At 49.5% G+C, this 24839-nt stretch carries 14 protein-coding genes and 2 pseudogenes; 11 read left to right on the forward strand and 5 right to left on the reverse strand.

What is annotated here, in order from left to right:
* Positions 1-57 precede the first annotated feature (57 nt).
* The gene (locus G358_RS0108760; protein WP_019636837.1) at positions 58-1635 is read left to right on the forward strand and encodes an ABC transporter substrate-binding protein; all 1578 of its coding nucleotides are present in this window, start codon (positions 58-60) and stop codon (positions 1633-1635) included.
* Between the two features lie 58 nt (positions 1636-1693).
* Here the strand turns inward: G358_RS0108760 and G358_RS0108765 are convergent, their stop codons facing one another.
* Entirely contained in the window at positions 1694-2533 is an 840-nt protein-coding gene (locus tag G358_RS0108765; protein WP_019636838.1) for an AraC family transcriptional regulator, read from the reverse strand.
* Between the two features lie 184 nt (positions 2534-2717).
* Between G358_RS0108765 and G358_RS0108770 the strand changes: the two genes are divergently transcribed.
* The 4 genes from G358_RS0108770 to G358_RS0108785 all read left to right on the forward strand — a co-directional run bounded on the left by G358_RS0108770 (position 2718) and on the right by G358_RS0108785 (position 11435).
* Positions 2718-4775: a beta-galactosidase gene (locus G358_RS0108770; protein ID WP_019636839.1), complete on the forward strand. Its 2058-nt coding sequence runs from the start codon at positions 2718-2720 to the stop codon at positions 4773-4775.
* Between the two features lie 123 nt (positions 4776-4898).
* Positions 4899-7319: a beta-galactosidase gene (locus tag G358_RS0108775; RefSeq protein ID WP_019636840.1), complete on the forward strand. Its 2421-nt coding sequence runs from the start codon at positions 4899-4901 to the stop codon at positions 7317-7319.
* 106 nt (positions 7320-7425) lie between these two features.
* Positions 7426-8715, forward strand: coding sequence for a galactokinase (locus G358_RS0108780; protein WP_019636841.1), 1290 nt, complete (start codon positions 7426-7428; stop codon positions 8713-8715).
* A gap of 371 nt (positions 8716-9086) precedes the next feature.
* Complete coding sequence (locus G358_RS0108785) at positions 9087-11435, forward strand: transglutaminase domain-containing protein (RefSeq protein ID WP_019636842.1); 2349 nt, start codon at positions 9087-9089, stop codon at positions 11433-11435.
* A 128-nt stretch (positions 11436-11563) separates the two neighbouring features.
* Here the strand turns inward: G358_RS0108785 and G358_RS0108790 are convergent, their stop codons facing one another.
* Together G358_RS0108790 and G358_RS0108795 are read right to left on the reverse strand one after the other, a co-directional pair.
* A complete protein-coding gene (locus G358_RS0108790) occupies positions 11564-13084 on the reverse strand; it encodes a response regulator transcription factor (protein WP_019636843.1) in 1521 nt (506 codons plus the stop codon).
* Positions 13085-13088: 4 nt separating this feature from the next.
* A complete protein-coding gene (locus G358_RS0108795) occupies positions 13089-14861 on the reverse strand; it encodes a sensor histidine kinase (RefSeq protein ID WP_240479993.1) in 1773 nt (590 codons plus the stop codon).
* Positions 14862-15139: 278 nt separating this feature from the next.
* Between G358_RS0108795 and G358_RS0108800 the strand changes: the two genes are divergently transcribed.
* The 6 genes from G358_RS0108800 (at position 15140) to G358_RS0108825 (ending at position 22540) form a co-directional block, all read left to right on the forward strand.
* Positions 15140-16495 (forward strand): ABC transporter substrate-binding protein, encoded by a 1356-nt coding sequence (locus tag G358_RS0108800; protein WP_019636845.1) that lies wholly within the window; start codon positions 15140-15142, stop codon positions 16493-16495.
* An 82-nt stretch (positions 16496-16577) separates the two neighbouring features.
* On the forward strand, positions 16578-17471 hold the full coding sequence (locus tag G358_RS0108805) for a carbohydrate ABC transporter permease (RefSeq protein WP_019636846.1): 894 nt from the start codon (positions 16578-16580) through the stop codon (positions 17469-17471).
* A 3-nt stretch (positions 17472-17474) separates the two neighbouring features.
* Positions 17475-18314, forward strand: a complete 840-nt coding sequence (locus G358_RS0108810) for a carbohydrate ABC transporter permease (RefSeq protein WP_019636847.1) — start codon at positions 17475-17477, stop codon at positions 18312-18314.
* A gap of 55 nt (positions 18315-18369) precedes the next feature.
* Positions 18370-20886 (forward strand): glycoside hydrolase family 2 protein, encoded by a 2517-nt coding sequence (locus tag G358_RS0108815; protein WP_019636848.1) that lies wholly within the window; start codon positions 18370-18372, stop codon positions 20884-20886.
* Positions 20887-20913: 27 nt separating this feature from the next.
* Positions 20914-21462, forward strand: a complete 549-nt coding sequence (locus tag G358_RS0108820; RefSeq protein WP_019636849.1) for a D-lyxose/D-mannose family sugar isomerase — start codon at positions 20914-20916, stop codon at positions 21460-21462.
* Between the two features lie 37 nt (positions 21463-21499).
* Complete coding sequence (locus G358_RS0108825) at positions 21500-22540, forward strand: NAD(P)-dependent alcohol dehydrogenase (protein WP_019636850.1); 1041 nt, start codon at positions 21500-21502, stop codon at positions 22538-22540.
* 206 nt (positions 22541-22746) lie between these two features.
* Here the strand turns inward: G358_RS0108825 and G358_RS34515 are convergent.
* Both G358_RS34515 and G358_RS34700 read right to left on the reverse strand, forming a co-directional pair.
* Positions 22747-22830, reverse strand: a pseudogene (locus G358_RS34515) (transposase); the annotation flags it as partial.
* Between the two features lie 702 nt (positions 22831-23532).
* A pseudogene (locus G358_RS34700) lies at positions 23533-24826 on the reverse strand (IS110 family RNA-guided transposase).
* Between the last annotated feature and the right edge of the window lie 13 nt (positions 24827-24839).

Consider the following 24839-nt stretch of genomic DNA (forward strand, 5'->3'; position numbering starts at 1 on the left):
GTTATCAATAAATAGCTGTACTCTTGATTACATTAATTGATTGGGGGAAAACATGCCATGATACAGACTAAAAAAATTGTAACGCTTCTGCTGACTGTTTTTCTGATGCTGGCAACGCTGCTGAGCGCTTGCGGCGGAGGGAAAAATGCGGCCGAAAATGAAGACGCCGCGAACGCAGGACAAGGAAACAACGGAGCAAACAGCACGGAATCTACGGATACGATCGATATATCAAAGGAAGTTAAACTGAAAATGCTTCTGGTCGGCGGCAAGCCGGTGGACTACGAAGAGGTTTTTGGCGAGCTGAACAAGCTGTTGAAGGAGAAAATCAACGCTACGGTGGAAGCGGAATTCCTCGACTGGTCCGACTGGACGCAGAAATATCCGCTGAAGTTCGCGGCGAACGAGGACTTCGACATCGCCTATACGGCAAACTGGGCATTTTACAATGATCAGGCGATCCGCGGCGGCTTTCTGGAGCTGACGGAGGATATGCTTGCGAAATACACGCCGAAAACGTGGGAGGCGCTGCCAGCAGCGGCGTGGGAGCAGGCAAAAGTATCCGGCAAAGTATACATGGTACCGCAAAACAGTAATGAAGTGGTAGATAAAGTGGTACTGATCCGCGAGGATTTGCGCGAGAAATACAATCTTGAGCCGGTAAACAGCCCGGAGACGTATGCAGCCTATCTTAAAACGATTGCAGCCAACGAGAAAGGAATGAATGCGTTCGGAGCCAAACCGGGCGACGGCTGGAAATGGCATGAGCTTGACGAGGTGTTGCTGGAGCAGCAAAACAACTGGAAGGTCGTTGATCCGAACGTGCCGTTTGCGTTCAAAATGGACGATCCGTCCGGAAAAGTGTTTAACGTCTATGATACGCCTGAATTTACGGAATTGCTGAAATATTATAAAGATCTCGTGGATAATGGGGTATGGTCGAAAAACGTCATCAGCTATAAAAATGACGTATGGCAGGACATGAAAGCTGGCAAATTCGCATCCCGTGCACAGAACCTGGGCACGCTTGCATTCAACGTGGCAGAACAGCGCCGGGATAAACCGGAATATAATATGGCGGTTGTCGACTTGACGCCGGATAAAATGAAGTCCGCTGCGGTTTCCACTCAAAACGGAATGGCGATTCATGCCACCTCCAAAAATCCAGAGCGTGCGCTGATGTTGATCGATCTGCTGCAAAATGACAAAGAAATTCACGATCTAACGATGTATGGCATCGTTGGCAAGCATTATGAGTCGGTGGGCGAAGACCAATTTACGCCTGGTCCGAGCTCTACGAACTACACTGGCTTCTCGAACTGGGGATGGAACTCCCTGCTGAACCGTACAGATACGACGTATCCGGAGGAAGCCGACGAAATGCTCAATCAGTGGCAGGAGCATGTATACCATTACTCTCTCGAGACCTACGTTTTTGACGACAGTAAGGTGAAAAACGAAGTATCGAACCTAGGGAATGTTATGCTGCGCTATGCGATTCCATTGGAATACGGCTTGATTCAGGATATCGAAAAGGGCCAGGCAGATTTGATCAAGCAGCTGCAAGCGGCAGGCATTGATAAAGTAGGCGCCGAGATGCAAAGTCAAGTTGATGCATTCTTGGCAGCGCAGTAATAAAACAAAGGTTCGAGCTGTCCCTAACGCTCTGTTTGGGGCAGCTTTTTAAATGAAATTAGGATTGGTCTTTGTATTTTTTTGGTGTCAGGCCGTAAGTGCGTTTGAACATGCGGATAAAATAGCTCGTCTCCATGCCGAGCTTCTCCGCCACGCTCTCCACCGTTATGTCGGGATTCTCTTGAAGGAGCTGGGTCGCCCGGCGCATCCGCAGCTGCAAAATGTACTGCTGGGGCGTCATGCCGTAGCTGGTCACAAATAAACGGTGAAAGTGTTGGGGGGAATAGCCAGCGGCCCTGGCTACGTTCGTCAGAAGCAGCCTTTCGTTGTAGTGGTCGTGGATGAGCTTTACTGCAGCTTGTAGAGCAGGCTGTGGGCTGCTTGAAGCGGCAACGCCCTTCAAGGACTTCTTGTCGCTAGTCTGCCCTTCAAGCAAGGAGATGGCCATGCCATAAATACGCTTGGAGGCTTCCCAGTATGATTGCTCCCCGTTCAGGCTGATGAGATGCCATAGCGATTCCAGTTGACTCCAAAGCAGCTCGAAGTTGGGCACCTGCAGGGCGGTCAGCATCAATTCGTGCATCTGATTCAGCAGCGGATTGGCTGCATGGCCGTCGAAGGCAACGAAGCCTAGATCCCAATTGTCTGTAGATTCCAGTGGGGAATAGGCGTGCGGGAGATTAGCCGGCAGGAGCAGCGCCGTACCGGGAGTCAACAAAAGATCGTCATGGCCTGGGATGCGGAAAATCCCTTGACCGCTGCGGGACAGGAACAGCTGATGAGCTGGGTAGCCTTCGGGCCGCTCGAGATGTTTTTGTTCATGGCTTCCGACGCAGTAAACGTAGAGCGGGAGGATTTTCTCCAAATTGGTGAACTCCGCAAGCAGGAAAGGCATCATCGTGAATGCGACCTCCATAATCAGAAAATAGGCATAATGCTCATCAGGTTAATGCAGAGGAAATGACTCAATGTTAAGATTGGACGATTTTTAGATGTGTATGTTCTATGAGTATAAACGGTTTTTGGTCTATTATCAAAGGTATATAAGTGAATATGACGATTTTACAAGGAGAGATACAACAATGGCGAAGAAATTTCCCCCGATCAGTGACAGGCTTCCCGTATTGATGCACGGAGCGGACTATAACCCGGATCAATGGCTGCATGATCCTAAAGTGCTAGAGGAAGACATCCGCATGATGAAGCTGGCCAAATGCAACGCGATGTCGCTTGGCATCTTCTCCTGGGCTGCCCTTGAGCCTGAGGAAGGGGTATTTACGTTTGAATGGCTGGATCGGGTACTCGAATCGTTTGCGCAGAACGGTATTTATGCCTGGCTGTCCACGCCAAGCGGTGCGCGCCCGGCCTGGATGTCGGCGAAATATACCGAAGTGCTGCGGGTAGAGAAGAACCGCGTCCGGAATTTGCATGGCATGAGACATAATCACTGCTATACATCCCCGGTTTACCGGGAGAAGACAGCGATCATTAACGGCAAGCTGGCGGAGCGCTACGGAAACCATCCTGCCGTCATCGGTTGGCACATTTCGAACGAGCTGGGCGGGGACTGCCATTGCGACTATTGCCAGGATGCGTTCCGGACATGGCTGAAGGAGAAATACGGCACGCTGGAGAAGCTTAATTTTGCCTGGTGGACATCCTTCTGGGCCCATACGTATACCGATTGGAGTCAGATCGAGTCCCCTGCTCCTCACGGGGAAAATATGGTTCACGGACAGAACCTGGATTGGCGCCGTTTCGTGACCGATCAAATGACGGATTTCTGCGACCACGAAATCAAGTCCGTGAAGAAGGCGAATCCAGCCTTGCCGGCAACGACGAATATGCATATGACGGAAGGGCTGGACTACCGGAAACTGGCCAAAATTCTTGACGTCATTTCCTGGGATGTATATCCGACCTGGCATGATTATAAAAATGACATCGAGCTGGGTGCCTCGGTCTCGTTCTGGCATGATCTGTATCGTTCGCTGCAGCAGAAGCCATTCCTGCTGATGGAGAGTACGCCGAGCCTGACAAACTGGCAGCCGATCAGCAAGCTGAAGCAGCCGGGCATGCATAAGCTGTCCTCCCTGCAGGCGGTCGCTCACGGCTCGGATTCTGTGCAATATTTTCAGTGGCGCAAGAGCAGGGGCTCCAGCGAGAAATTCCACGGGGCGGTCGTGGATCACGTTGGGCATGAGCATACAAGAGTGTTCAAGGATGTCGCCGATTTGGGACGTACGCTCGCCGATATTTCGGAGATTGCCGGCACGCCGACTCCGGCGAAGACAGCGATTCTCTTCGATTGGGATAATCGCTGGGCTGTACAGGATGCGCAAGGACCGCGCAATTCAGGCATCCGTTACGAGGAGACGGTTATCGCGCATCACCGGGCGATTTGGGAGCAGGGCGTACCGACGGATATCATCGGCTCGGAGGATGAATTTAGCGGATATAAGCTGATCGTTGCTCCGATGCTGTACCTGTGCCGTGAGGAGACGGGCCGCAAGCTGGAGAAATTCGTCGAGAATGGCGGAACTCTGGTTACGACCTATTGGTCCGGTATCGTTGATGAGCATGATCTGTGCCATCTTGGCGGCTTCCCGGGGCCGCTGCGCAAGACACTTGGCATCTGGGCGGAGGAAATTGAAGGATTGTACGATCATGACCGGAATGGCGTAGCGATGGCCGAGGGCAATGAACTGGGCTTCACGGGCAGCTTCGAGTCCCATGAAATTTGCGAGCTGATTCATACAGAGGGCGCTGAGGTACTGGGAACCTATACGGACAGCTTCTATGCGGGCCGACCGGCACTGACGGTGAACCGCTTCGGACAAGGCCGCGCTTACCATATGGCGACGCGCCTGAAGGACGATTTCCTGGGCGAGTTCTACAAACAGATCGTTGATGTCGCAGGCGTTGAACGGGTTATTCACACAGAACTGCCTGCCGGCGTAACCGCTCAGGTTCGGACCGATGGAGAATCCGATTATGTGTTCGTGATGAACTTCAGCGGACAGGAGCAGCGCGTAAAACTGGATGATCGTCAATATGTGAGTATGGAAACGGGCGAAGCGTTGAGCGGAGAACTCACCCTGCCTGTTCATGAAGTAGTCGTACTGAAACGTCCGGCTTAAGCCGCAAGTCTGCCAATAATACTTGAAATTTGCATGTTAGCCTAACAACAAGCCGGAGCGAATGCCCGGCTTGTCTTCTTGTAAATTAATTTGCCCAAATTGCCCATTGAGAGGAGTTTGACGATGCAATATTCCATTCAAGCCAATATTATGCCTAAAAAAATAACCCCTTCAACCTTGAGGTTGGGTGGACGAAATCCGGCTGGAGACGAAATCGGCTTTACGAACTACTATATGGAGCTCAATGGAAGGCCATATTTTGCCATCTGCGGTGAATTTCACTACTCTCGCTACCCGGAAGCGAATTGGGAAGCAGAAATCAACAAGATGAAAGCATCGGGCATAAACATTCTCGCGACTTATATTTTCTGGAATCACCACGAGGAAATCGAAGGGCTGTACGACTGGCGGGGGAACCGCAACTTGCGGAAGTTCATCGAGCTGTGCCAGCGCAGCGGTCTTTACGTCATTTTGCGCATCGGGCCGTTCTGTCATGGGGAGGTACGCAACGGCGGATTGCCGGACTGGCTGTTTGGCCGAACGTTCGATGTGCGCTCGAATGATGAGGGTTATCTGCATTATGTCCGGCGCTTATACGCGGAGATCGGCCGTGAGGCGTCCGGGCTTATGTTTAAGGACGGCGGACCCGTTGTTGGCATTCAATTAGAGAACGAGCTTAACGCCGCCGCGGCGTTATGGGAGATGACGGCAAAGCAGGGAGACGAGTATTTAAGCGGAGGCAGCCGGGGCAGTGAAGGGGTGAAGCATATGCGGCACCTGAAGGAGCTGGCGATCGGGGCCGGGCTTGAAGCGCCGATTTATACGAGCACGGGCTGGGGCGGGGCCCCGGTGCTGGAGGATGAGGTGCTGCCGCTTTATGGAGGTTATGCCTATACGCCCTGGAGCATTAGCGCGCAAAATCCGCTGCAGCAGCCGACGCGCGAGTATATATACGACAGCTATCATGACGACGGGGTAGCCGGAGAATTTGCGCCGCCGTACCCGAAGGAGAAATATCCGTTTGCCTGCTGTGAAATGGGCGGGGGCATGCAGACCTGGTATTTGTCCCGCTTTCAGGTGGAGCCGGAGAGCGTATCGGCCATGAGCCTGATGAAAATTGCGGGGGGCTGCAACTTTATCGGGTATTACATGTTTCATGGCGGAACAAATCCTGTAGGACAGAACGGTTATTTGAACGAGAGCACGACTCCGCGGATTACTTATGATTTCCAGGCCCCGATTGGGGAATTCGGCCAAATCCGGGAATCGAACCATCGGCTTCGTCTGCTGCATTATTTCTTGAGAGCCTTCGGGGAGCGATTGGCTCCAACTTCGACAGTTCTGCCGGAAGGGGCGGCAGGGATTGCGCCGGACAATACGGAGACGCTTCGGTATGCCGTGCGTACCGATGGAAGCTCGGGATTCGTTTTTGTGAACAATTACCAGGACCATGTCGAAATGAAGGAGCATCGAGACGTTCAATTTGACATTCAGCTGCGGGAGGGAAGTATTCGCTTGCCGCAGATTAATACGTTGACGATTCACAAAAACGCTTCGTTCATACTGCCGTTCCAGTTCGACTTATCCGGCCTGCTTCTCCGTTATGCTACAGCACAGCCTGTAACGGTGATGAGTACCGGGAAGCTAAACACTTATTTCTTCGCCATGCCCGAAGGGGTAGATGGAGAATTCATGCTGGCGGCGGACGGGATAACGAGTGCCGAGACCGATGCGGGAACGGTTCGGCGGGAAGAAGACGGAAGCTATTGTATCGTCGTGCCTCATCATGTATCGGCTATGATTCGCATTTATCGTACGGACGGCAGCGAGACCCGCATTTATGCGATGTCATCCAAGGAGGCTTCTATGCTGTGGGAAGTGGAAACGGGTACGGGAGGAGTCGAAGATGAATCGGTCACAGCCGTGGCCTCGACAGCAGGTAGAGGCAGAAGACGCATACTGTTCTCGGATACCCCGCTTGCCGGAACCGCGTACGGATTAGAGTTTTTCAGTTATGGTGCGAATGAATTTTCATTCCGGGAATATACGGATGAAAGGAACAAGCAGGAATGGCTGGCCGATGGAGAGGGCTGCCGGATTGCGGCCGAACGGGATGGCTGGTTTGAAAACTGTCATATACAGATCCCGGCCAAACCCATTACAATGGAAGTGAAGCGCATTCATGATCATAAGCTACTGATTTCCCTGGACCAACGTATCCTGGTGGATGCCCAGGATGTTCTTCTTAAGATCGATTATACGGGAAATGTCGGCTATGCCTTTTCGGAGGGCAGGCTGTTCCACGACCATTTCTATAATGGCACCCCGTGGGAGATTGGCTTGTCACGATTCAATGAAGCTATTCGAGGCGGGGAAATCGTATTGGAAACGACGCCGCTGCGCAAAGGCGTCATCAATGTAGCACAAGGCGCGGCCATGGCGGTCGAGCAGTTGTTCGAGGGTGAGCAGACGGCGGAATTTCACCAGGTAACAGCCGAGCCGGTGTATCGCGTCGCGGTTAGGATCAGCATGGATGAGTTGTAGTGAGTCGGGTGAATGAGTTGTAGGCATTCAGCGAATGAGGTAGAGATTGAGGTAGAGAGTCGGATGAAAGAGTTGTAAGAGTTGTAAGAGACAGGAGGAATTCAATATGCACAATGTTGAGCAGACGATGAAAAAATTGCAGACCAGCAAGGGCAAAGCATTACTAACTAAAATGTACGGTGAAGGACAGTTGGCGGATCAGATTGCCCGTTACAGCGGTTTGGTACAATCCTATAAGAAGAATTTCGGAGACGGCGAGCTGGCCTTGTTCAGCGCGCCTGGCCGTTGCGAAATCGGCGGGAATCATACAGATCATAATCATGGAAAGGTGCTGGCGGGCAGCATTAATCTCGACACGATTGCCGCGGCCGTAAAGGTGGACGAGCCGGTTATTACGTTCATTTCGGAAGGTTATGATGGGAAGTTCGAAGTTGATTTGACGCAACAGGAACCAGTTGCGGACGAGGCCTCAACCTTGTCATTGGTTCGTGGTATGGTAGCAGGCTTCAAGGAGATGGGCTGTGAGGTCGGCGGCTTTAAAGCCTATATTTCAACAACGGTCATTCCCGCATCCGGGCTCAGTTCCTCGGCCTCGTTCGAAATGCTGATCGGCAGTATTCTGAATACGTTCTATAACGAATCTAAATTGGATGCCGTAGCTCTGTCCAAAATCGGCAAATACGCCGAGAACAAGTACTGGAACAAGCCTTCTGGATTGCTCGATCAAATGGCTTGCGCTTACGGCGGACTCATTACGATCGATTTCGCCGATCCAGAGCAGCCTGTCGTTCAGCCTGTAAACTATGATTTCCAACACAGCGGCTACTCTCTGGTTATCGTCAACACTGGCGGCAACCATGCCGATTTGACGGAGGATTACGCCGCGGTGCCAAATGAGATGCGGGCCGTAGCCAAGGCGCTTGGCGCCGAGGTCTGCCGTGATTTGACACCGGAGGACATTTACCGCAATCTAAACTCCCTCCGCGAACAATGCGGGGATCGGGCGGTGCTGCGGGCGCTGCACTTTTTTGCGGAGAATGACCGGGTAGATGCCCAGGTTGAAGCCTTGCAGGCCGGACAATTGGACAGATTTCTGGAGCTGATCACGGATTCCGGAAACTCCTCATGGAAATGGCTGCAGAACTGCTACCAGGAGACAGACGTCCGCCATCAAGGCATTACGGTGACGCTGGCGCTGACGGAATCCTATTTGAAGTCGATCGGCAAAGGAGCCTGCCGGGTCCATGGCGGCGGGTTCGCCGGGGTAATCCTGGCGATTCTTCCAAATGAAGAGGCGGCCAAGTACGCCGAGTTCATCAAGGACACGATCGGCACCTCGACATTTATTATCAATGTCCGGGAGCAAGGGGCCATCTGTTTGGATTTGGAAGGCTAGCAGACGAGAAAACAATAGAGGCGGCAGTCATACGAAAAATGATCGTTGATCAATATGGCCAATGATGATTATACGGTTAAAAGCATCTTGAGGTACCAGCCAGGCTTGATGAGCCTGGCTTCTTTATTTTACTAAGCTGACTAAGCAAGAATAAGAGCTTGTAACTGCAGATGAAATATTCGGTAATTTTTGCTTTAATTAGGACTAATCTCTTGAATGGTATAGGCTGGGCCGTTATCCTGGGACCTTATTATGGGTCAAGTTATCTATGGAACAAATCCCTTCCGTGTAGTAATATAGTTGTGCAGTAAAATATACCCATGTGTATTTATGGGTATTTTTTTGTAAATTTTTTGGAAGAGGTGTAGTTTGTGCGACGCTTGTTGATAGTTTTCTTTGCAATGATGTTAGTATTAACAGGGTGCTTCGGAGGTGCTGGAACCGATGCGACATCGAAAACGGATGGAGCAGCTCAAAATAGCCCGAAGCTGGTTAATGCAGCCAGCTTGACCGTTCTCGATATTAAGAAGAAATATGGAGCAGAAACGGACAAGTCCTTAATGCCAATGTACAACGTGGAGAGGGACGAGGTTTTTACATTCAAATTCAAGAGCAAGTTTGAAGATCAGCTCCCGTCGGAAATTATTTCAGTACATACGGATGTCAAAGCGCTTGAACAAAGCAAAATTTTAGCATCGATTAATTTTACGAGCTTTTCTGAAGCGGATACGCTTGAGGTAAAGTCCTTGGACAGCATTCTAACCTCCTATGATACAGCGGGAGGGTTGCGTGCGGGATGGGGAAATGCGCCGATTTATTATATTAGAATTAACTATGATTTGGACGCATCTACGCCAACTAAATTGGAGAAGCCGATTATTGTTCCATTCACGATTAAATCCGAGCTTCCAGTTCCTACTTTACGATCCGAGCTTATGACTAACGGTGATTTCAAGCTTGTATGGGATGAGGTAGAAGGGGCAACCTCTTATCGCATTTATAACCGGAACACGATAGGAGATCTATTGACCATCGAAAATTTACCTGTGAACGGACCGGAAGAGGGATATGCGGGAGGTTACCCGAACCTTACGAGAGAGGTCGAAGAGACCGAACTGACGTATTTTATGACCTATCTTGAACCAGATAAACCTGATCCGGAGTATCAAACCGTACAAAACTCAGGAGTAAACGGAGAATATTATGTAACTGCAGTAAGCGGGGATAAGGAATCAAATTTTAGCAACGTTGCAACCACTTATGAATTCAGTTCCAGGCTGCCTTCAAAATGGACGGGGAATTTTTCCTTTGAAGATTTTAACGATATTTCAGAATTGCCGATCACAACAGAGGTAACATATATCGACGGGTCAACAGGCATGCGAAACATTATTTATGACAGTGATATCGAGATTTCCGAGTATGGGACCAGGGTCGGCTTTTCAATAGAAGGAACGATTTTCAGAGGATACGTATTTGTTCGCAATATGACGGAAGCGGATATTGCCAAGTTAAATGAAGGCAAAGGGGCAGAAGCGAGCTCGGGTTTCATCGAACCTAAAAATACAACGGATTATGTCCCATCCCCTGATGTACCGACAATTATCGAGGAAGCGGACCCAGAGACCAAGCAAGCAGAGCCCGGCAGTATAACGGATAATCAAATCAATAATACCGAGAAAAAGGTGGAAGAAGGCAACAAGAAGACAGTAAATGCTCCGGAATTGGTTAAAGATGTGGAGATCAACGCCGATTCTGCCGTTGAGGAATATTTGGCTTTGAGCATGATGAATGCGGAAGAGGAAATCTCTTTAATGGCTTTTCCTGAAGTGCAGAACTTTGAGGTGTTATCCGATGTATTGAAAAAAGCCATGTACCAAAATCCTCTTGTGCTGGGGGTAGACAGCTTTGGTTATGATTACAGCACACTTACCTTGAAAGTTCGTTATGAGGATAGCGCCGAATCTATTAAGAAAAAGCAAGAAGAGATTATTGCTGAAGCCAAGAAGATCGTTTCTTCTACGATTCAGGCGGATATGTCGGTCGAACAGAAGCATAAGGCCATTTATGATTATTTAAATGATCATACGAAATACGACGATGACGCCTTAGCGAATGCCGAAGCGAATGAATTCAAGGAAGTGGATCCCAAGTATTACGACTCTTTCACCACTTACGGCATCATGGTCAAGAAGGTAGGCGTATGCGCCTCCTATGCTTCCGTCTACAAGCTGCTGAGCGACATGGCAGGAATGGAAAGCGTAGTCGTTACGGGGGACATGAGAGGCATACCGCATGCCTGGAACAAAGTGAAGCTTGATAACGGCTGGGTACACGTAGACGCTACAAATAATGAGACGAACAGCGGCATACCTTATCTCCTGTTCAACACCAGCGATGAGACGGCAAGATCGCTGCAGTTTACGGTAAATAAGGACTTTTGGCTCGATAGTGAAATTTCACAATTCGTGGCGAAGGATGACTCTAAAGATTACTATAAAGCAAATGGTTTAGAGGTAACGTCTGCCAGTGAATTCGGAACCAAATTGTCGGAGGCGGTAAAGGGAGGCGAATCATTTATCGCGCTTCGGCTAGCGGGGCGAGTGGATGAGGACACCCTTATGGATGAAGCTGTAAATGCTCTAAAAGATTTACCACAGGATAAATTAGAGAATGCTATAATGGGCAGCTTAAGCAATTATATTTATGTTCAATATTAGAGCGTGATAGCGATATGAAAAGAAAAGGGCTTTCTCAACCATCGGAATCGGCGGAGAGAAAGCCCTCTTTGTTGTAACGGCTCAGCTTGGACCAAGAGTATATGGACCTAAAATTCGTGTACACTCGCTCAACGATGAAGCATCGGGCTGTTCAGCACTTTATATTCCTTGGCGCTGACTCCGCATAATTTGCTGAAATAGGCGGAGAAATACTTGTAATCCTTGTACCCTACGAGTTCGGCGATTTCATAATATTTCAGATCGCTGTCTAGAATAAGTTCCTTCGCTTTTTCGATGCGAATACGGTTCACCCATTCTTTGAAGGAATAGCCGGTTTCGCTTTTGAAGATTCTGCTTAAGTAGCCGGTGGAAATGTAAACGGCCTTGGCGACATCGGTTAGTTTGAGATCCTTGTTATAATTCTGGCTGATATAATCCAGTGCGGCCGCAAACTGCACATTTTTATAATCCGTCTCGATGTTTGGCTTGGCCAGGCTCAGCATCAGCTCAATAATTTCCTCCGGTGTTTCTGTTTCAGCAACAATTTCTGCCGTTTTGCGGGCGTCATTTTGCCTTTCCATTACCGCCTCCATCAATACGATAATCCGGTTTACCGATTCCAGAAAACGCGACCTCGAAACGGTATTTTGGCGCATAAACTCGGCGTATTCTTGGATAGCGCTTTCAATATGGGCAGCATTTTTGGACAATACCGCAGCGATGACCTTGGACTCGCTATTACGCACTTCACTTAGCCCAACATTCGGAAATACATCTTTTGGCGCAACCTCCATATATTCCTGCTCCGTGTTCCAGAAGCAAGCATCCAGTGCACTGTCTAGCAGCGCATAGGAGCCAGAGAGCTTGTCCAGCGACTTGATGCGGTTCATTAACACCATACTGTTGCCGAAAATATAAGGCTTGAGATTGGCGAGCGCCTTGTCCATAACTTCCTCCGAAACACCCTGTGCATCGACATTCAGCACCGTCACAAGCTTGTCATCGTCCATGAAGAATACGAAGGGTTCGAGCTCCTGAAAGGCCTGCACAAAATGGTTGCACACCAGCCAGTCGTCGTTAGCAACGCAGCGGGCGAGCAATATGGAATAGCAGGGGCCTGACAGCGGCAGATCCAGTTTTTCGGCCTTTTTCTGAAAAGTGTTCAGCGGGGTTTCGTTTTTTAAAAATTTCGCAAACAAGGCGGACTTAATCAAATGCTGATTTTCCTTATAAATCGTCTGCATCAGCGCCTGGCGTCCAAACGCTGCATTTTCTTCCGAAATTGCATCCTTTGCCCGGAGTGCAGCCTCCAATATTTTGCCGGAATCGGCATTTTTCAAGACGAAGGAGCTTACCTTCACTTCAATCGCCCGGGTAAAATTCTCCGTATTGCCATACGCAGAGAGGATAATCACCTTCGTGCGCGGCAAATACTCATTTAATTTTCTGGCCAGCTCAATTCCGCTCATGATCGGCATCTGGATGTCTGCAAAAACGATATCGGGGGAGAGCTGAATAGCCAGCTTCAAGCCGTCTTCTCCGTTAGCCGCTTCTCCGACAATTTCCATCCCATGCTCCTCCCACGGAATCGTATAGCGAATTCCCTGACGGATAAATGCCTCGTCGTCAACGAGCAGGATTTTTATCATGTCTTCAGCCCCTTTGTTTTTCATTGTTGTAGTCCGAAAGCGTAATTTCATGGGCATCGGCATCTTCATCCCTCAGCTTTTGCGTAATTTGGAAGACGCTGAATCCGTTACGCAAAAAACAATCAAGATGAAAGCCCCTTCCGTTCTTCAGAGCGATTCGCTCCTTAATGTTTCGTAAAGCAAATCCTCGCATGCCGCTGCCCTCTTCCTCCAGCAGGCGGTTAATTTCGGCGACGTCCACTGGAGTGCCATTATTCATGACCTCGTATACGAGCGTATTATCGTTTTGGTAAATTCGAACCTTTACGATGCCATGGGTGCTGTTCTTCAGACCGTGGAGCAGTGCATTTTCGACCAGCGGCTGCAGTAAAAGGCGCAGGACGTAATAAGACTTTAAGTGCTCCGGACAATCGATTTCGAACACGAACTGGTCGCCGTAACGAATCCGTTGGATATGGATGTAGCAGCTTAGATGCTCTAGTTCTTCCGCCAGTGTCACCATGTCACCGTTGTTGGGGGAGAGCGTCATGCGCATCATTTTTGACATATTCGAAACCATGGAGCTGACATTTTTGGTGTCGCCCATCTCAGACATCCAGTAGATCGTGTCGAGCGTGTTATATAAAAAATGGGGGTTGATCTGCGTTTGCAGGGCGCTTAGCTGCGCTTGCTGTAATTTCAAATTCCCCATGTAGACTTCCTTATACAGAAAGTCCAGCCGCTGTGCCATACGGTTGAAATTGTTGGCTAGCACCGCGATTTCATCATTTCTCTTCACGTCGATGCGCACGGAGAAATCCTCATTGGAGATCGACTTCATGCGCTTGCCTAGCTTGACGAGCGGGGCCGTAATAATCTGGGAAAAAGTGAAGGACAATAGCAGCGTAAACAGGAGCACTAGCACCACCGTAAGCGACAAGCCCTTAAGAAGCGTTTCCTTAATAATGGTTAGAATATTCGGTTTTACAATGCTGTATAAAACGAATGGGGTTCGTTCTATTTTATGGGCGGAAATGAAGTATTGCCCGTTGATCTGCGTATTAGCCGAGCTGGAGGCCAGCTTGAGAAGATGCTGGTAGGAAATAACCTCTTTCAGATTGGCGTAGCTTTGACCGGAACTTGTATCCACAAGGAGTTTGTTATTTTCATCAATTATAAAATAGGAAACATCGTGGTTGATCCGATCCGACATCAGGGTATCGATAAGCTGCTTCCGGCTCATAGCGATTTTGATAAAGCCAATCTCCTCAGATAAATTGCTCGGATTTCTCAGCAAACGTGTTAAAGTAATATGGCTGTAAGATTCCTTCGGTGAATCCTTCAGACTGGAAACGTCGCGGTAATCCCAATAAGGCCTTGATTCTCCAGTACGCGCAGCTTCCAGCTCTTCCTTCGATATTTTTAAAGTAATGCCTACATTAATGGAGGCTTGATCTCGCGAAAGGAGAGAAATGCCACGAATGCCGTTGGAAAAACCGTAGGGCATGGAGAGCAAAATGCTATTGGCATTGCTGGTCAGCGTGAAATAGTTCTCATCATCCTTCGGCTTACTTAAGAAGGCTTTCAGATTCGTTTCCATTAATGGATAGGTTGTAAGATCCATCGCATCGGTAAAAAATTGATCCGCGCTTTTCCCGATTCCATGGATATGGTTCGAAAAAAGCGCTTGCAAATCTTTTTTTGTGCTCTCATAAAAGATGTTGATGGCTACGGAATAAATCGTAAGAATCGGGATCATCACGAGGCAGATGAAGAACAGCATAAGCTTTTTACGCATGGTCACAGGGCGCACACTCCCCCCTTGATGTTATGAATTTATTCTGTCATTGCAATGGACAGGTGTCAATTGTCCTATGCTAATTTAATGAGATGGTCATTTTTTACGATAAATATCAAATTTTAAGGATATTGTTCGCAACAAGGGAAAGGTTGATTCGATTTTTCTTTCGATGAAGACAAAATACGAGGATAATGAAGACAAGAAAGCGGATACAAAATGAATCTCACGTCTTCTATAGTTAGGTTATGAAATCAAATAACATTTGGAGGGGCAATATGAAAAAGAAAAAGATCATTCAAATCATCTCATTTCTGGCAGTTCTCTCGCTGATCCTTTCTGCCTGCGGCAGCGGTGGAAGCGGCAATGGCTCGACCCCCGGAAATTCTAGCGCAGGCGGGGCAAAGGGAGAACAGATTCAATTGACCTTCTCGCACTATTATTTGGAGGAGGAACGTCCCACAAGCGCAGAAATGGACAGCTATATGACACTGGTTGAAGAGTGGGAAGCGAATAATCCGAATGTCAATTTGGTTCAGTCGGTGATGTCGCAGGCGGATTATTCGACAAAAATCCAGGCGCAGGCCGCCGTTAACGAAATCCCGGACATCTTCTTCTTAAAAGGTTCTTGGGTAAGCAACTTTGCAAACAACGACATGCTGATGCCGATCAACGACTACTTGGACAAATATGAACACAAGGACAAGTTCCGCAAAGGCGTGTTTGATGCGGCTACGCGGGATGGCAAGATTTACGGTATTCCGAATCAGCTATCGATCACCTCGGTTGTTTTTTATAACGAACAAATGTGGAAAGAAATCGGCTATGACCGTTTTCCAGACAATTGGGAAGACATTTATAAGGCCGCTGAGAAATTTAATGAAAAGGGAATCTCCGCTATCGCACTTGGCAACAAGGACAAATGGCCGGCCGAATCCAGCATCCTTTCGACTATGGGCGACCGTTTCACAGGCACCGATTGGACGAATTCGATTATAGCACGCGACGGCAGCGCGAAGTTTACCGACCCTGAGTTTGTAAGCGCACTTGATCAGATGCAGAATATTGCCACCAACAAAGTATTTAACCCTGACTTCAATATCATCTCCAATGCACAAGCCGAGGAATATTACGCACAGGGCAAGGCGGCTGCTACCATTGACGGCCATTGGGCGCTTAGCTACCTGCTGTCCAATGCCTCGGAGGAAGTGCTAAGCCAGACCAAGGTTGCGATCCTGCCGCCAGTTGATGGTGGAAAGGGCGATAATAATACGATTTCCGGCGGTGCGGGCTGGTATGTTGCCCTCAACAAAAATCTGGAGGGCGCGAAGCTTGATGCAGCTATGGACTTTTTGTTCAGCACGGCGGGTTATGACTTTTCCAGAGTTTATGCCGAAAAATACGGCATGACCGGTCCAAGCCTAATTGATGGCACCGATTTGACGGAGTTCCCGCAGTTGACGCAGGATTTTGCCGCATTGACCGGCTCCCTGACGTTTACGCCGATCTACGACATGCTGATGGAAGGCGCAATTATCGAAAGCATGAATACAGGTCTGCAGGAAGTGCTGAACGGTACGAAAAAGGGCCAAGAGCTGGCCGCGCAGCTTCAGTCCGGGCAGGACAGCCTGTAACCGCAGCGATGGATCAAGCTGCTGGCATCACTGGCGTGCTGGCAGCTTGCATCCATGCGCTAATTAAGGAGGAAGCAGCTATATGAACCAAGCAATTCGTCCTTCAAGGAAGGCTTTCATATTGTACATGCTGCCGGGCTTTATCCTATACACCTTTATCGTATTTGTTCCGATCGTTCTGGCCTTTTATTACGGGTTCTTTAACTGGTCGGGCGGGACGAAGATGACTTACATCGGTTTGGATAATTTTATAGCACTGGCTAAGGACGACATTTTCATCCAATCTTTTGTCAACAACATCTATCTTACGGTGCTGTGCATTGTCGGACAGATCGGCTTCGCCTTCTTGTTCGCTATACTGCTGAATACAAGAGGCGTCAGATTCAAGGCCTTTCACAGAACGATGTCTTACTTTCCGTCGGTATTATCGGCGGTCGTGATCGGCTTTATTTGGACGATGCTCTATGACTACAACTACGGTCTGATCAATATTTTTCTCAAGCAAATCGGAAAGGCAGACTGGATTCAGCCCTGGTTGAACAACGAGAGCCTTGCGTTGACACTGGTTGCGATTCCCCTGATTTGGCAATATATCGGCTATTACATGATCATCATCCTCTCCGCTCTAGCTTCCATTGACCCGCAGGTACTTGAAATGGCGGAAATCGACGGGGCGAACGGCTGGAAGAAGGCGATCCATATCACGCTACCGCTCGTAAAGAACACGCTGATCGTCTGCGTAACGCTCTGTATCGCGGGGACGATGAAGGTCTTTGACCACATCTATGTGATGACCGGCGGAGGGCCGGGAACCTCAAGCAATGTGATGGCGCTAAACGCTTATAAGACGTCCTTCCTTAGCTATAAGATGGGTTACGGCAGCGCGATGTCGATCGGCATTCTGATTCTGAGCCTGGTATTTATCGCCGGAACGAGATGGCTGCTGCTGAGCTTTACGAAGGACAAGGAGGTGTGAGTGATGGGGGAGAGCAGTAAACGCCGTTTTTTATCCGGGCTAGTCTCAAATCTGGTTTTGGCCGTTTTCTCCATTACCTGCATATTTCCAGCGATATGGCTATTCTATTCATCGCTTAAAGGGAAGGCCGAGTTTTACGCCAACCCGATATCTTTGCCGCACAGCCCGAACTTTCAGCAGTACATTGCGATTCTAACCAAAAGCAAAATTTTGCTGTGGATGGGCAACACCATCCGGAATAGTGTGCTGTCGCTGGCGATTATCCTGATTCTTGGCTTTATTATCGGATACTTTCTTTCCCGCTTCCGGTTTAAAGGGAAAAATGCGCTTTACAATTACTACCTGCTCGGGATGCTTGTTCCGATTCATGCTCTAATGGTTCCGATGTACGTGCTGTTTACGAAAACCGGGATGGGCGATCAATGGTACACGCTGATTTTGCCGTATGCGGCCTTCGGTTTGCCGATTGCGATTTTCCTGGTAGAGAGCTATGTGCGAAGCATTCCTATTGAAGTGGAGGAAGCCGCCAACATTGATGGCTGCAGCTTCCATCGCACTCTGTTCAGCATCGTGCTTCCGATGTGCCAGCCGATTCTCGTTACCGTCGGCATCATTCAATTTTTTATCGTATGGAATGAATTTACGTTTGCGCTGATCTTGATCAGCAAGGAGACCCTGATGACCGTGCCTGTCGGCATTACGCTGTTTAAAGGACAGTTCGTTACCGATTATCCGAAAATGATGGCCTCGATGCTGATCGCTATTTTTCCCGCTATGGCTTTATATTTCGCGTTTTCCAAGCAGATCATCAAGGGCATGGTCGCCGGTTCGGTCAAGGGTTGATTCACATCAATGAAATAGGAAATACAACAATTACACATCAAGGATGGGGAGACTTATGAAAAGATTTGACTTAAACGACGCATGGCTTCTTCATGAGGCACCACTACACTGGGGCAGAGACAGCCTGGCGGCTGTGAAGGCTTTCAAGGAAGGCTGGTATTCCTGCTCGCTTCCGACGGATGTTCGTATTCCTCTCATCGAGCATGGCATTATTCAGGAGCCGCTTGAGTCCGATCATGCGCTCGCCAGCGAATGGATCGAACAGCGTTCCTGGTGGTACACCAAGGAATTCGACGGGGCGGGTATTGACTTTGACAGTGACATTATCGAGCTCGTCATCGAAACGATTGACACGAACAGCGATATTTTCGTAAACGATCAATATGTCGGAAGCCATCGCAACGTGCATTATCCTTTCGTTCGCAATATAAAGGACATTCTGACCACCGGGAAAAACACGCTTACGGTGCGCGTCACTACCGGGCTGGAGGACGTTACTGACAATGATCTGTCGGAGCTCAACTGGGCGACCTGCCGGGAATACGATAACGGCGGCAAAGACCGCGGCGACTATCGCCGTTCCTACGTAAGACGTCCGCAATATACAGTGGGCTGGGACTGGGGACCGCGCGTCGTTACCTGCGGACTTGGCGGAAATGCATACCTGCGCTGCGAGAAAGAGATCGCGGTTCGTGAGGTGAAGCTTGTTACCGTTAGCGCTGCCCAGACAGCCAAGCTTAAAGCGACCGTTAACATCGAAAACCTGGACATCATCGGGACGATTAACTGCGATCTGCAGATCGACATTTCTTATGACGGGCAATCCTGTGTGACGAAAAAGCTAGAGAATGTGCTTCTGACCTCTGGCACGAACTATTTTGACGTGGATCTCGAGGTGGAGAATGCCCGGCTGTGGTGGCCTGCGGGGCATGGCGATCACCCACTGTACGATGTGAAGGTATCTGCGGTGAGCGCGAACGCAAAAACTGAATATCCGGCATTCCAATTCGGCATCCGGACGGTTGAGCTGGATACGTCAATCCTGCGCGGCGAAGAGCGCAATTTCCGGCTGATCGTCAATGGCGTTCCTATTTTCAGCAAGGGGGGCAACTGGGTTCCAGCCGACTTCATCCACGCGCGTGTTACCGATGAGAAGTACGAGACCTTGATCCGCGAGGCGGTGGAAGCGAATTTCAACATGCTGCGCGTTTGGGGCGGCGGACTGTTTGAGCGGGATATATTCTACGATCTTTGCGACCGGAACGGCCTGTTGGTCTGGCAGGATTTCATGATGGCATGCTCCACATATCCTGATCACAAACGGGAGTTCCGCGACGAGATGCGAGCCGAGATGGATTATCAGACCAAGCGCTTGCGCAACCGGGCGTCCATTGCCTTGTTCTGCGGAACCAACGAGGTGCACTGGATCTTTAACAAATTTGACAACCCGAGATGGCAGATTGAGTTCAAGCATGAGAAGCAGTATGGCATGTATATCGCGAACATTCTCGCCAAAGAGATCATGTACAACAATTGCTCTCATATTCCTTACTGGAACAGCTCGCCATACGGCGGGGCGCTTCCGAACGACGATTCGGTCGGCGATGTCCATCGCTGGCATAACGCCTTCATGAGCCTCAATATGGACGAGCGGATCGAGCCGATGGACTTCGATACGGTGAACTCCAAATTCGTGAGTGAGTACGGCTTCGTCGGCCCTTGTTCTCTGGAGAGCACGAAGAAATATTTGGGCGGGGAAGAGATCGATTTCGACAGCGAAGTATGGCAAATGCACTGCAATGTGTTTGAAAAAGGCACAGTCGTCACGGGCATCGCTAAAAACTACCTTGACCGCACCGACAATTTGTCCATCGAGGACTATCTATTATACGGCGGTATGGTGCACTCGCTCATGCTTGAGTATTCGCTGGAAGCGATCCGATTCAAGGAGGATTGCGGCGGCGCGTTGTTCTGGATGTACAATGATGCCTGGGGCGAGGTCGGTTGGACGATCATTGATTATTATCTGAGCCGCAAAATCCCGTATTATGGCGTAAAACGCGCTTTGGCCCATACGAAGCTGTCGATGCGCGTGGTGGACGGAAACGTCGTTGTTCAGGGGATGAACGATACGGCAGAAAAGGTGAGTTTCCAGGCGGAATACGGTTATATTTCGTTCGACGGAACGGTTCGGCAGACGAGAACGCTGGAGATTTCTCTTGAGCCGCACAGCAGGGTTTACCTGCTTACGGAGAAGCTGCCGGATCAGGACTACACCAAAGGCAGCATGATGCTGATTCCTGATTCCGATACGGTGAGCTCGATATCCCTGCGGACAGGCGATATGAAAACGATGGTATTCGACTCGTCTCCGCTTGAAATCGTCAGCGATGAGCAAGTCGGAACGGATCGCAAAATTACGCTGACCAGCAAGGGCTATGCACACGGCGTATACGTTGCGGGCGGTTATGACTGCTCCGACCTCTACTTCGATCTGCTGCCGGGTGAGGTCAAGACGATTACTGTCTATTCTGCGGGCAGCGAATCACTTAAATTTGCTTCGGTCAGATAAATAGGAAACGAGGAGGGTGCGGCCGCTATGAAAAAATCAGTCTATCAGCATTTTAAGCCCATGATTCTGGATTATTACGACAAGGCCCATATCGTGCTGACCGAACAGGAAAAGGACAATTTGGAGATCGCCGACTTCGGGCTGGATCAATTCGCGCAGGTGGGGCTTTCCATCGTCACCTTGATCAATACCGACCGCTGCTGTGCGAAGGAGATGGTGCTTTTGCCTAGACAGACCTGTCCCGAGCATAGACACCCGGCGATTCCCGAGCTGAATTATCCGGGCAAAGAAGAGACCTTCCGCTGCCGCTACGGCACGGTGTACCTGTATGTGGAGGGAGAGCCCAGCTCGCATATTCGCGGTGTTCTGCCGGAGAGCGGCAAAGAGCATTACTCCGTATTCCATGAAATCGTGCTGAAAGAGGGCGAGCAATATACGATTTATCCGAATACGAAGCACTGGTTCCAGGCAGGCCCGGCAGGTGCGGTCGTATCTGAATTCAGCACCAGGAGCCTTGACGAATATGACATTTTTGCCGATCCCCGTATTGACCGGATTCCTCACATTGAGGACTGATGAATTGTAATAATAACGCAAGATGGAGGCGTTTCTGTTGAATAATCGTGCAGCATTTATGACCGGCCTGAAGCAAATGGAAATCCGTGAAATTCCGGTGCCCGAGCCGAAAGAGAAGGAGGTGCTCGTCAAGCTTGAATACGTCGGCATTTGCGGATCGGACGTGCATTATTACGAACATGGCAAAATCGGCGACTTCATTGTTAACGGCGATTTTATCCTCGGGCACGAGTGCGCGGGCACGGTCGTCGCTATCGGTAAGGGCGTCAAGCAGCTGCAGGTAGGAGACCGCGTAGCTCTGGAGCCGGGCGTGACCTGCGGGCAATGCGAATTTTGCAAAAGCGGGCGCTACAATCTTTGCCCCGACGTTGAATTTCTCGCTACGCCGCCCTTTCATGGCTGCTTTGAAAACTACATTGCATTTCCGGAGAACATGGCGTTTAAGCTTCCTAGTCCTATTACGACTAGAGAGGGTGCGCTCGTCGAGCCCCTTTCAGTTGGCATGCACGCTGCCAAGCAGGGCGGCGTCACGCTCGGCAGCTCCGTGGTCATTCTTGGCGCAGGCTGCATCGGCCTGACGACATTGCTGGCTTCCAAAGCTTTTGGCGCTATCGACATTACTGTTGTGGACGTCATTCAGAAGCGGCTGGATAAAGCGATGGAGCTTGGAGCAACGCGAGTCATCAATGCGGCCGAGATAGATGCGGTCAAGCTGATTTACGAGTTGACGGACGGCGTCGGCGTGGATATTGTGATGGAGACTGCAGGAGCGGTAAAAACAGTACAGCAGACGGCATACATGGTCAAGCGGGGCGGGACAGTCGTCCTGGTCGGCATGGCGCCGCAGGATATTATTGAATACAACTTCGCCAAGCTGCTGGGTAAAGAGGCTGAGATCAAAACCGTGTTCCGCTACCGGAACATCTATCCGCAGGCGATCAAGGCCATGGCCGAAGGGATTATCGACGTGTCCGGCATTGTGACCCACGAGTACAGCTTCGATGAAATTGCCGAGGCGTTTGACGTCAATATCAACCGGAAAAACGACGTCGTAAAAATCGTTATCAAAATCGATTAATTTAGTAAGGTAGATGTAAGGGGTTGTCCCGAAGGTAGTTTTTTCCACCAGGCGGTGCTTCGCTGCATGACGGCGGTCGGTCGACCAAAGCAGGAACAGATGAAACGGGCAACACGATTTCACTATTACGATAAAAGCGCAAGTTCTCGGGCTATATCAGGCCCGGAATTTGCGCTTTTTGCTTCATGGTGGCCCATTTGAGCATATTATCGATTTGCAAGTGAAAGCCTCCCGACCTCTAGGTTTACTTTGGGCAGGCCGCATAGCAGGAAGCGCCGAAATCCTCGATTTATAACTTTATAATGGCGAAGCTCTTTACATCGTATTCGCTTATGCTTACTTCTTACTGCTTACTACTTACTACTTACTGCCTTTTAACGCTTTTAATAGTTCAACCCTTGTCTAAATGGATTTATAGTAGTTAGTTTCTGCGGTCAAGAAGGAAATGTAAGTTTAAATGGATTTCATGTCGTTAAAATAAGGAAAATTGCCAATCATGGAATGGATTCTTAATATAGCTACATTAAATCCATCTAATCCCCTTAAGTATTCGTTTTGAGCATAATTAGATACATGAAATCCATTCCCTCGTATTTTAGGGATTATCTCACGAATGCTCAATCATTCGCAGGATTTTAACTTTCAAAAGTCAGGCAAAGCGAGTTAGGTTGGGACAGACGTCCGTCAGCGACATTTTCGGGCATGCGGGAACAGAAGTCGCACCAAACGACCTTCGTATGAGTGCTCTACTGCACGCTCCACATTAACCTTGGAGGTTCACCCTCCCATGTCTCAACGGGTCTGCGCCCTTACATTCCTTCGTTTTACCTGACCAAGGTGTGGAGACCGATTGCGTTTAGGTGACGGGTCTAGGCCCTTTTGGATTTCACACTCGGTTCTCTGTACGTTCTTTGCTTTGAAAATCCTGCAAATGAATCAACCCTCGTAAAATCGGGTAGTGTTCGGTTCATGACTGTAATACTCGGCAAACCCTATGCGGCCATGAGACTATGGGCTTCGGATCGGTACGTTTCTCCGCGTTGAGCCATACCGATCAATATACGGGACAGCTTACCGATCAGCTTGAAGATGGATGCATACTTCTTCATCCCCTTTTTCTGGTTATCCTCATGCCATCGCTTGAAGTCTGGATTTTGCCGTACAAGAGTAAGTACGCCTAAGAAAAAGTATTTTCGCAACATGCCGTCTCTGCGTTTGGAGAGCTTGATCTGTCCCTTAAACTTGCCGGAGGTACACTCAGCCAGGTTGAGGCCAGCACGTCGCAGGAGCTGGCGTCCAGCAGGAGCTGGCGTCCATGGTCATAATATCGAAGATCCCCGGCGCAGCCCAGTAAAGCCGCAATGGTGATAGTTCCGAGCCCTTCCATACTCCGTAGTTGCTTTGCCAATGGGATACTGTTAAGCAGAGCCTCCACTTCCTGCTGTATCTCACCCAGCAGACGTATCGTCTGTTCGTAGGCATCCAGCAACCGTTGTAAGTCACGGCGGGCTTCTTCTAGCACTCGCGTTTCGCCGATACTGCGCGTGGCTGCCTGAAGTAGTTGAACGGCTGTCGCTTTTCCGCTGACTCCGCCTGGACGCTTCATGCCTTGCTTGCGCCAACACTCAATGACGTCATCGGCACTCAAATTCCACAGGTCGGATGGCAGAGGGAACGCGCGAAGTGACGCCAGTGAGCGTAAAACCGTCCAATTCGGGAATACCTGTCTGAATTCGGGGAAGTACAGATCAACCCAGCGGATAATGCGATTTCCTAGGCTGGTGGATAATTTGACCCAGTATTCTCGATCGCTCATCGTTGTCTTAATTCGTTCGAAGATAGCCTCTTGCGGCGCGTAATCGGTGTAGAAGCCACGGCTGACGACATCAGCAATCGTCAGCGCGGCTTTCGGATCGTTCTTGGACGGACTATTGTCGCGATTTTCCTTGTTGCGATGCGTGGTGACCGGATTCACAAGTACGACCTCGATCCCCTGATGAAGTAGCCAATTCGCCAAGTTAAACCAGTAGTGCCCGGTCGGTTCCAGACCAATGATGAGAGACGGTAATTGGTGTTTACCTGAGCGTCTTGAATCCAGCGCAAAAGACGTTCGAAACCTTCGACGATATTCGGAAAGGAAAGATGGCGATAAGTGAGTACGCGTCCACGGAAATCGGTCATTTGTGCAGCGTGGGTATCTTTTGCAATGTCGATCCCCACCACCGCATGGTGATTAGTAATTCGTTCAATACGTTGATTCGTTACGTGATTTCTAGTAAACTTCATGGTAAGCGCCTCC

The sequence above is a fragment of the Paenibacillus fonticola DSM 21315 genome (assembly GCF_000381905.1).
In the GTDB taxonomy this organism is placed as follows: Bacteria; Bacillota; Bacilli; order Paenibacillales; family Paenibacillaceae; genus Fontibacillus; species Fontibacillus fonticola.

Excerpts from the sequence above, each read along its gene's own strand:
- G358_RS0108760 (WP_019636837.1), top strand. The coding sequence starts at position 58 with ATGATACAGACTAAAAAAATTGTAACGCTTCTGCTGACTGTTTTTCTG.
- G358_RS0108765 (WP_019636838.1), bottom strand. The coding sequence starts at position 2,533 with ATGATGCCTTTCCTGCTTGCGGAGTTCACCAATTTGGAGAAAATCCTC.
- G358_RS0108770 (WP_019636839.1), top strand. The coding sequence starts at position 2,718 with ATGGCGAAGAAATTTCCCCCGATCAGTGACAGGCTTCCCGTATTGATG.
- G358_RS0108775 (WP_019636840.1), top strand. The coding sequence starts at position 4,899 with ATGCAATATTCCATTCAAGCCAATATTATGCCTAAAAAAATAACCCCT.
- G358_RS0108780 (WP_019636841.1), top strand. The coding sequence starts at position 7,426 with ATGCACAATGTTGAGCAGACGATGAAAAAATTGCAGACCAGCAAGGGC.
- G358_RS0108790 (WP_019636843.1), bottom strand. The coding sequence starts at position 13,084 with ATGATAAAAATCCTGCTCGTTGACGACGAGGCATTTATCCGTCAGGGA.
- G358_RS0108795 (WP_240479993.1), bottom strand. The coding sequence starts at position 14,861 with ATGCGTAAAAAGCTTATGCTGTTCTTCATCTGCCTCGTGATGATCCCG.
- G358_RS0108800 (WP_019636845.1), top strand. The coding sequence starts at position 15,140 with ATGAAAAAGAAAAAGATCATTCAAATCATCTCATTTCTGGCAGTTCTC.
- G358_RS0108805 (WP_019636846.1), top strand. The coding sequence starts at position 16,578 with ATGAACCAAGCAATTCGTCCTTCAAGGAAGGCTTTCATATTGTACATG.
- G358_RS0108810 (WP_019636847.1), top strand. The coding sequence starts at position 17,475 with ATGGGGGAGAGCAGTAAACGCCGTTTTTTATCCGGGCTAGTCTCAAAT.
- G358_RS0108815 (WP_019636848.1), top strand. The coding sequence starts at position 18,370 with ATGAAAAGATTTGACTTAAACGACGCATGGCTTCTTCATGAGGCACCA.
- G358_RS0108820 (WP_019636849.1), top strand. The coding sequence starts at position 20,914 with ATGAAAAAATCAGTCTATCAGCATTTTAAGCCCATGATTCTGGATTAT.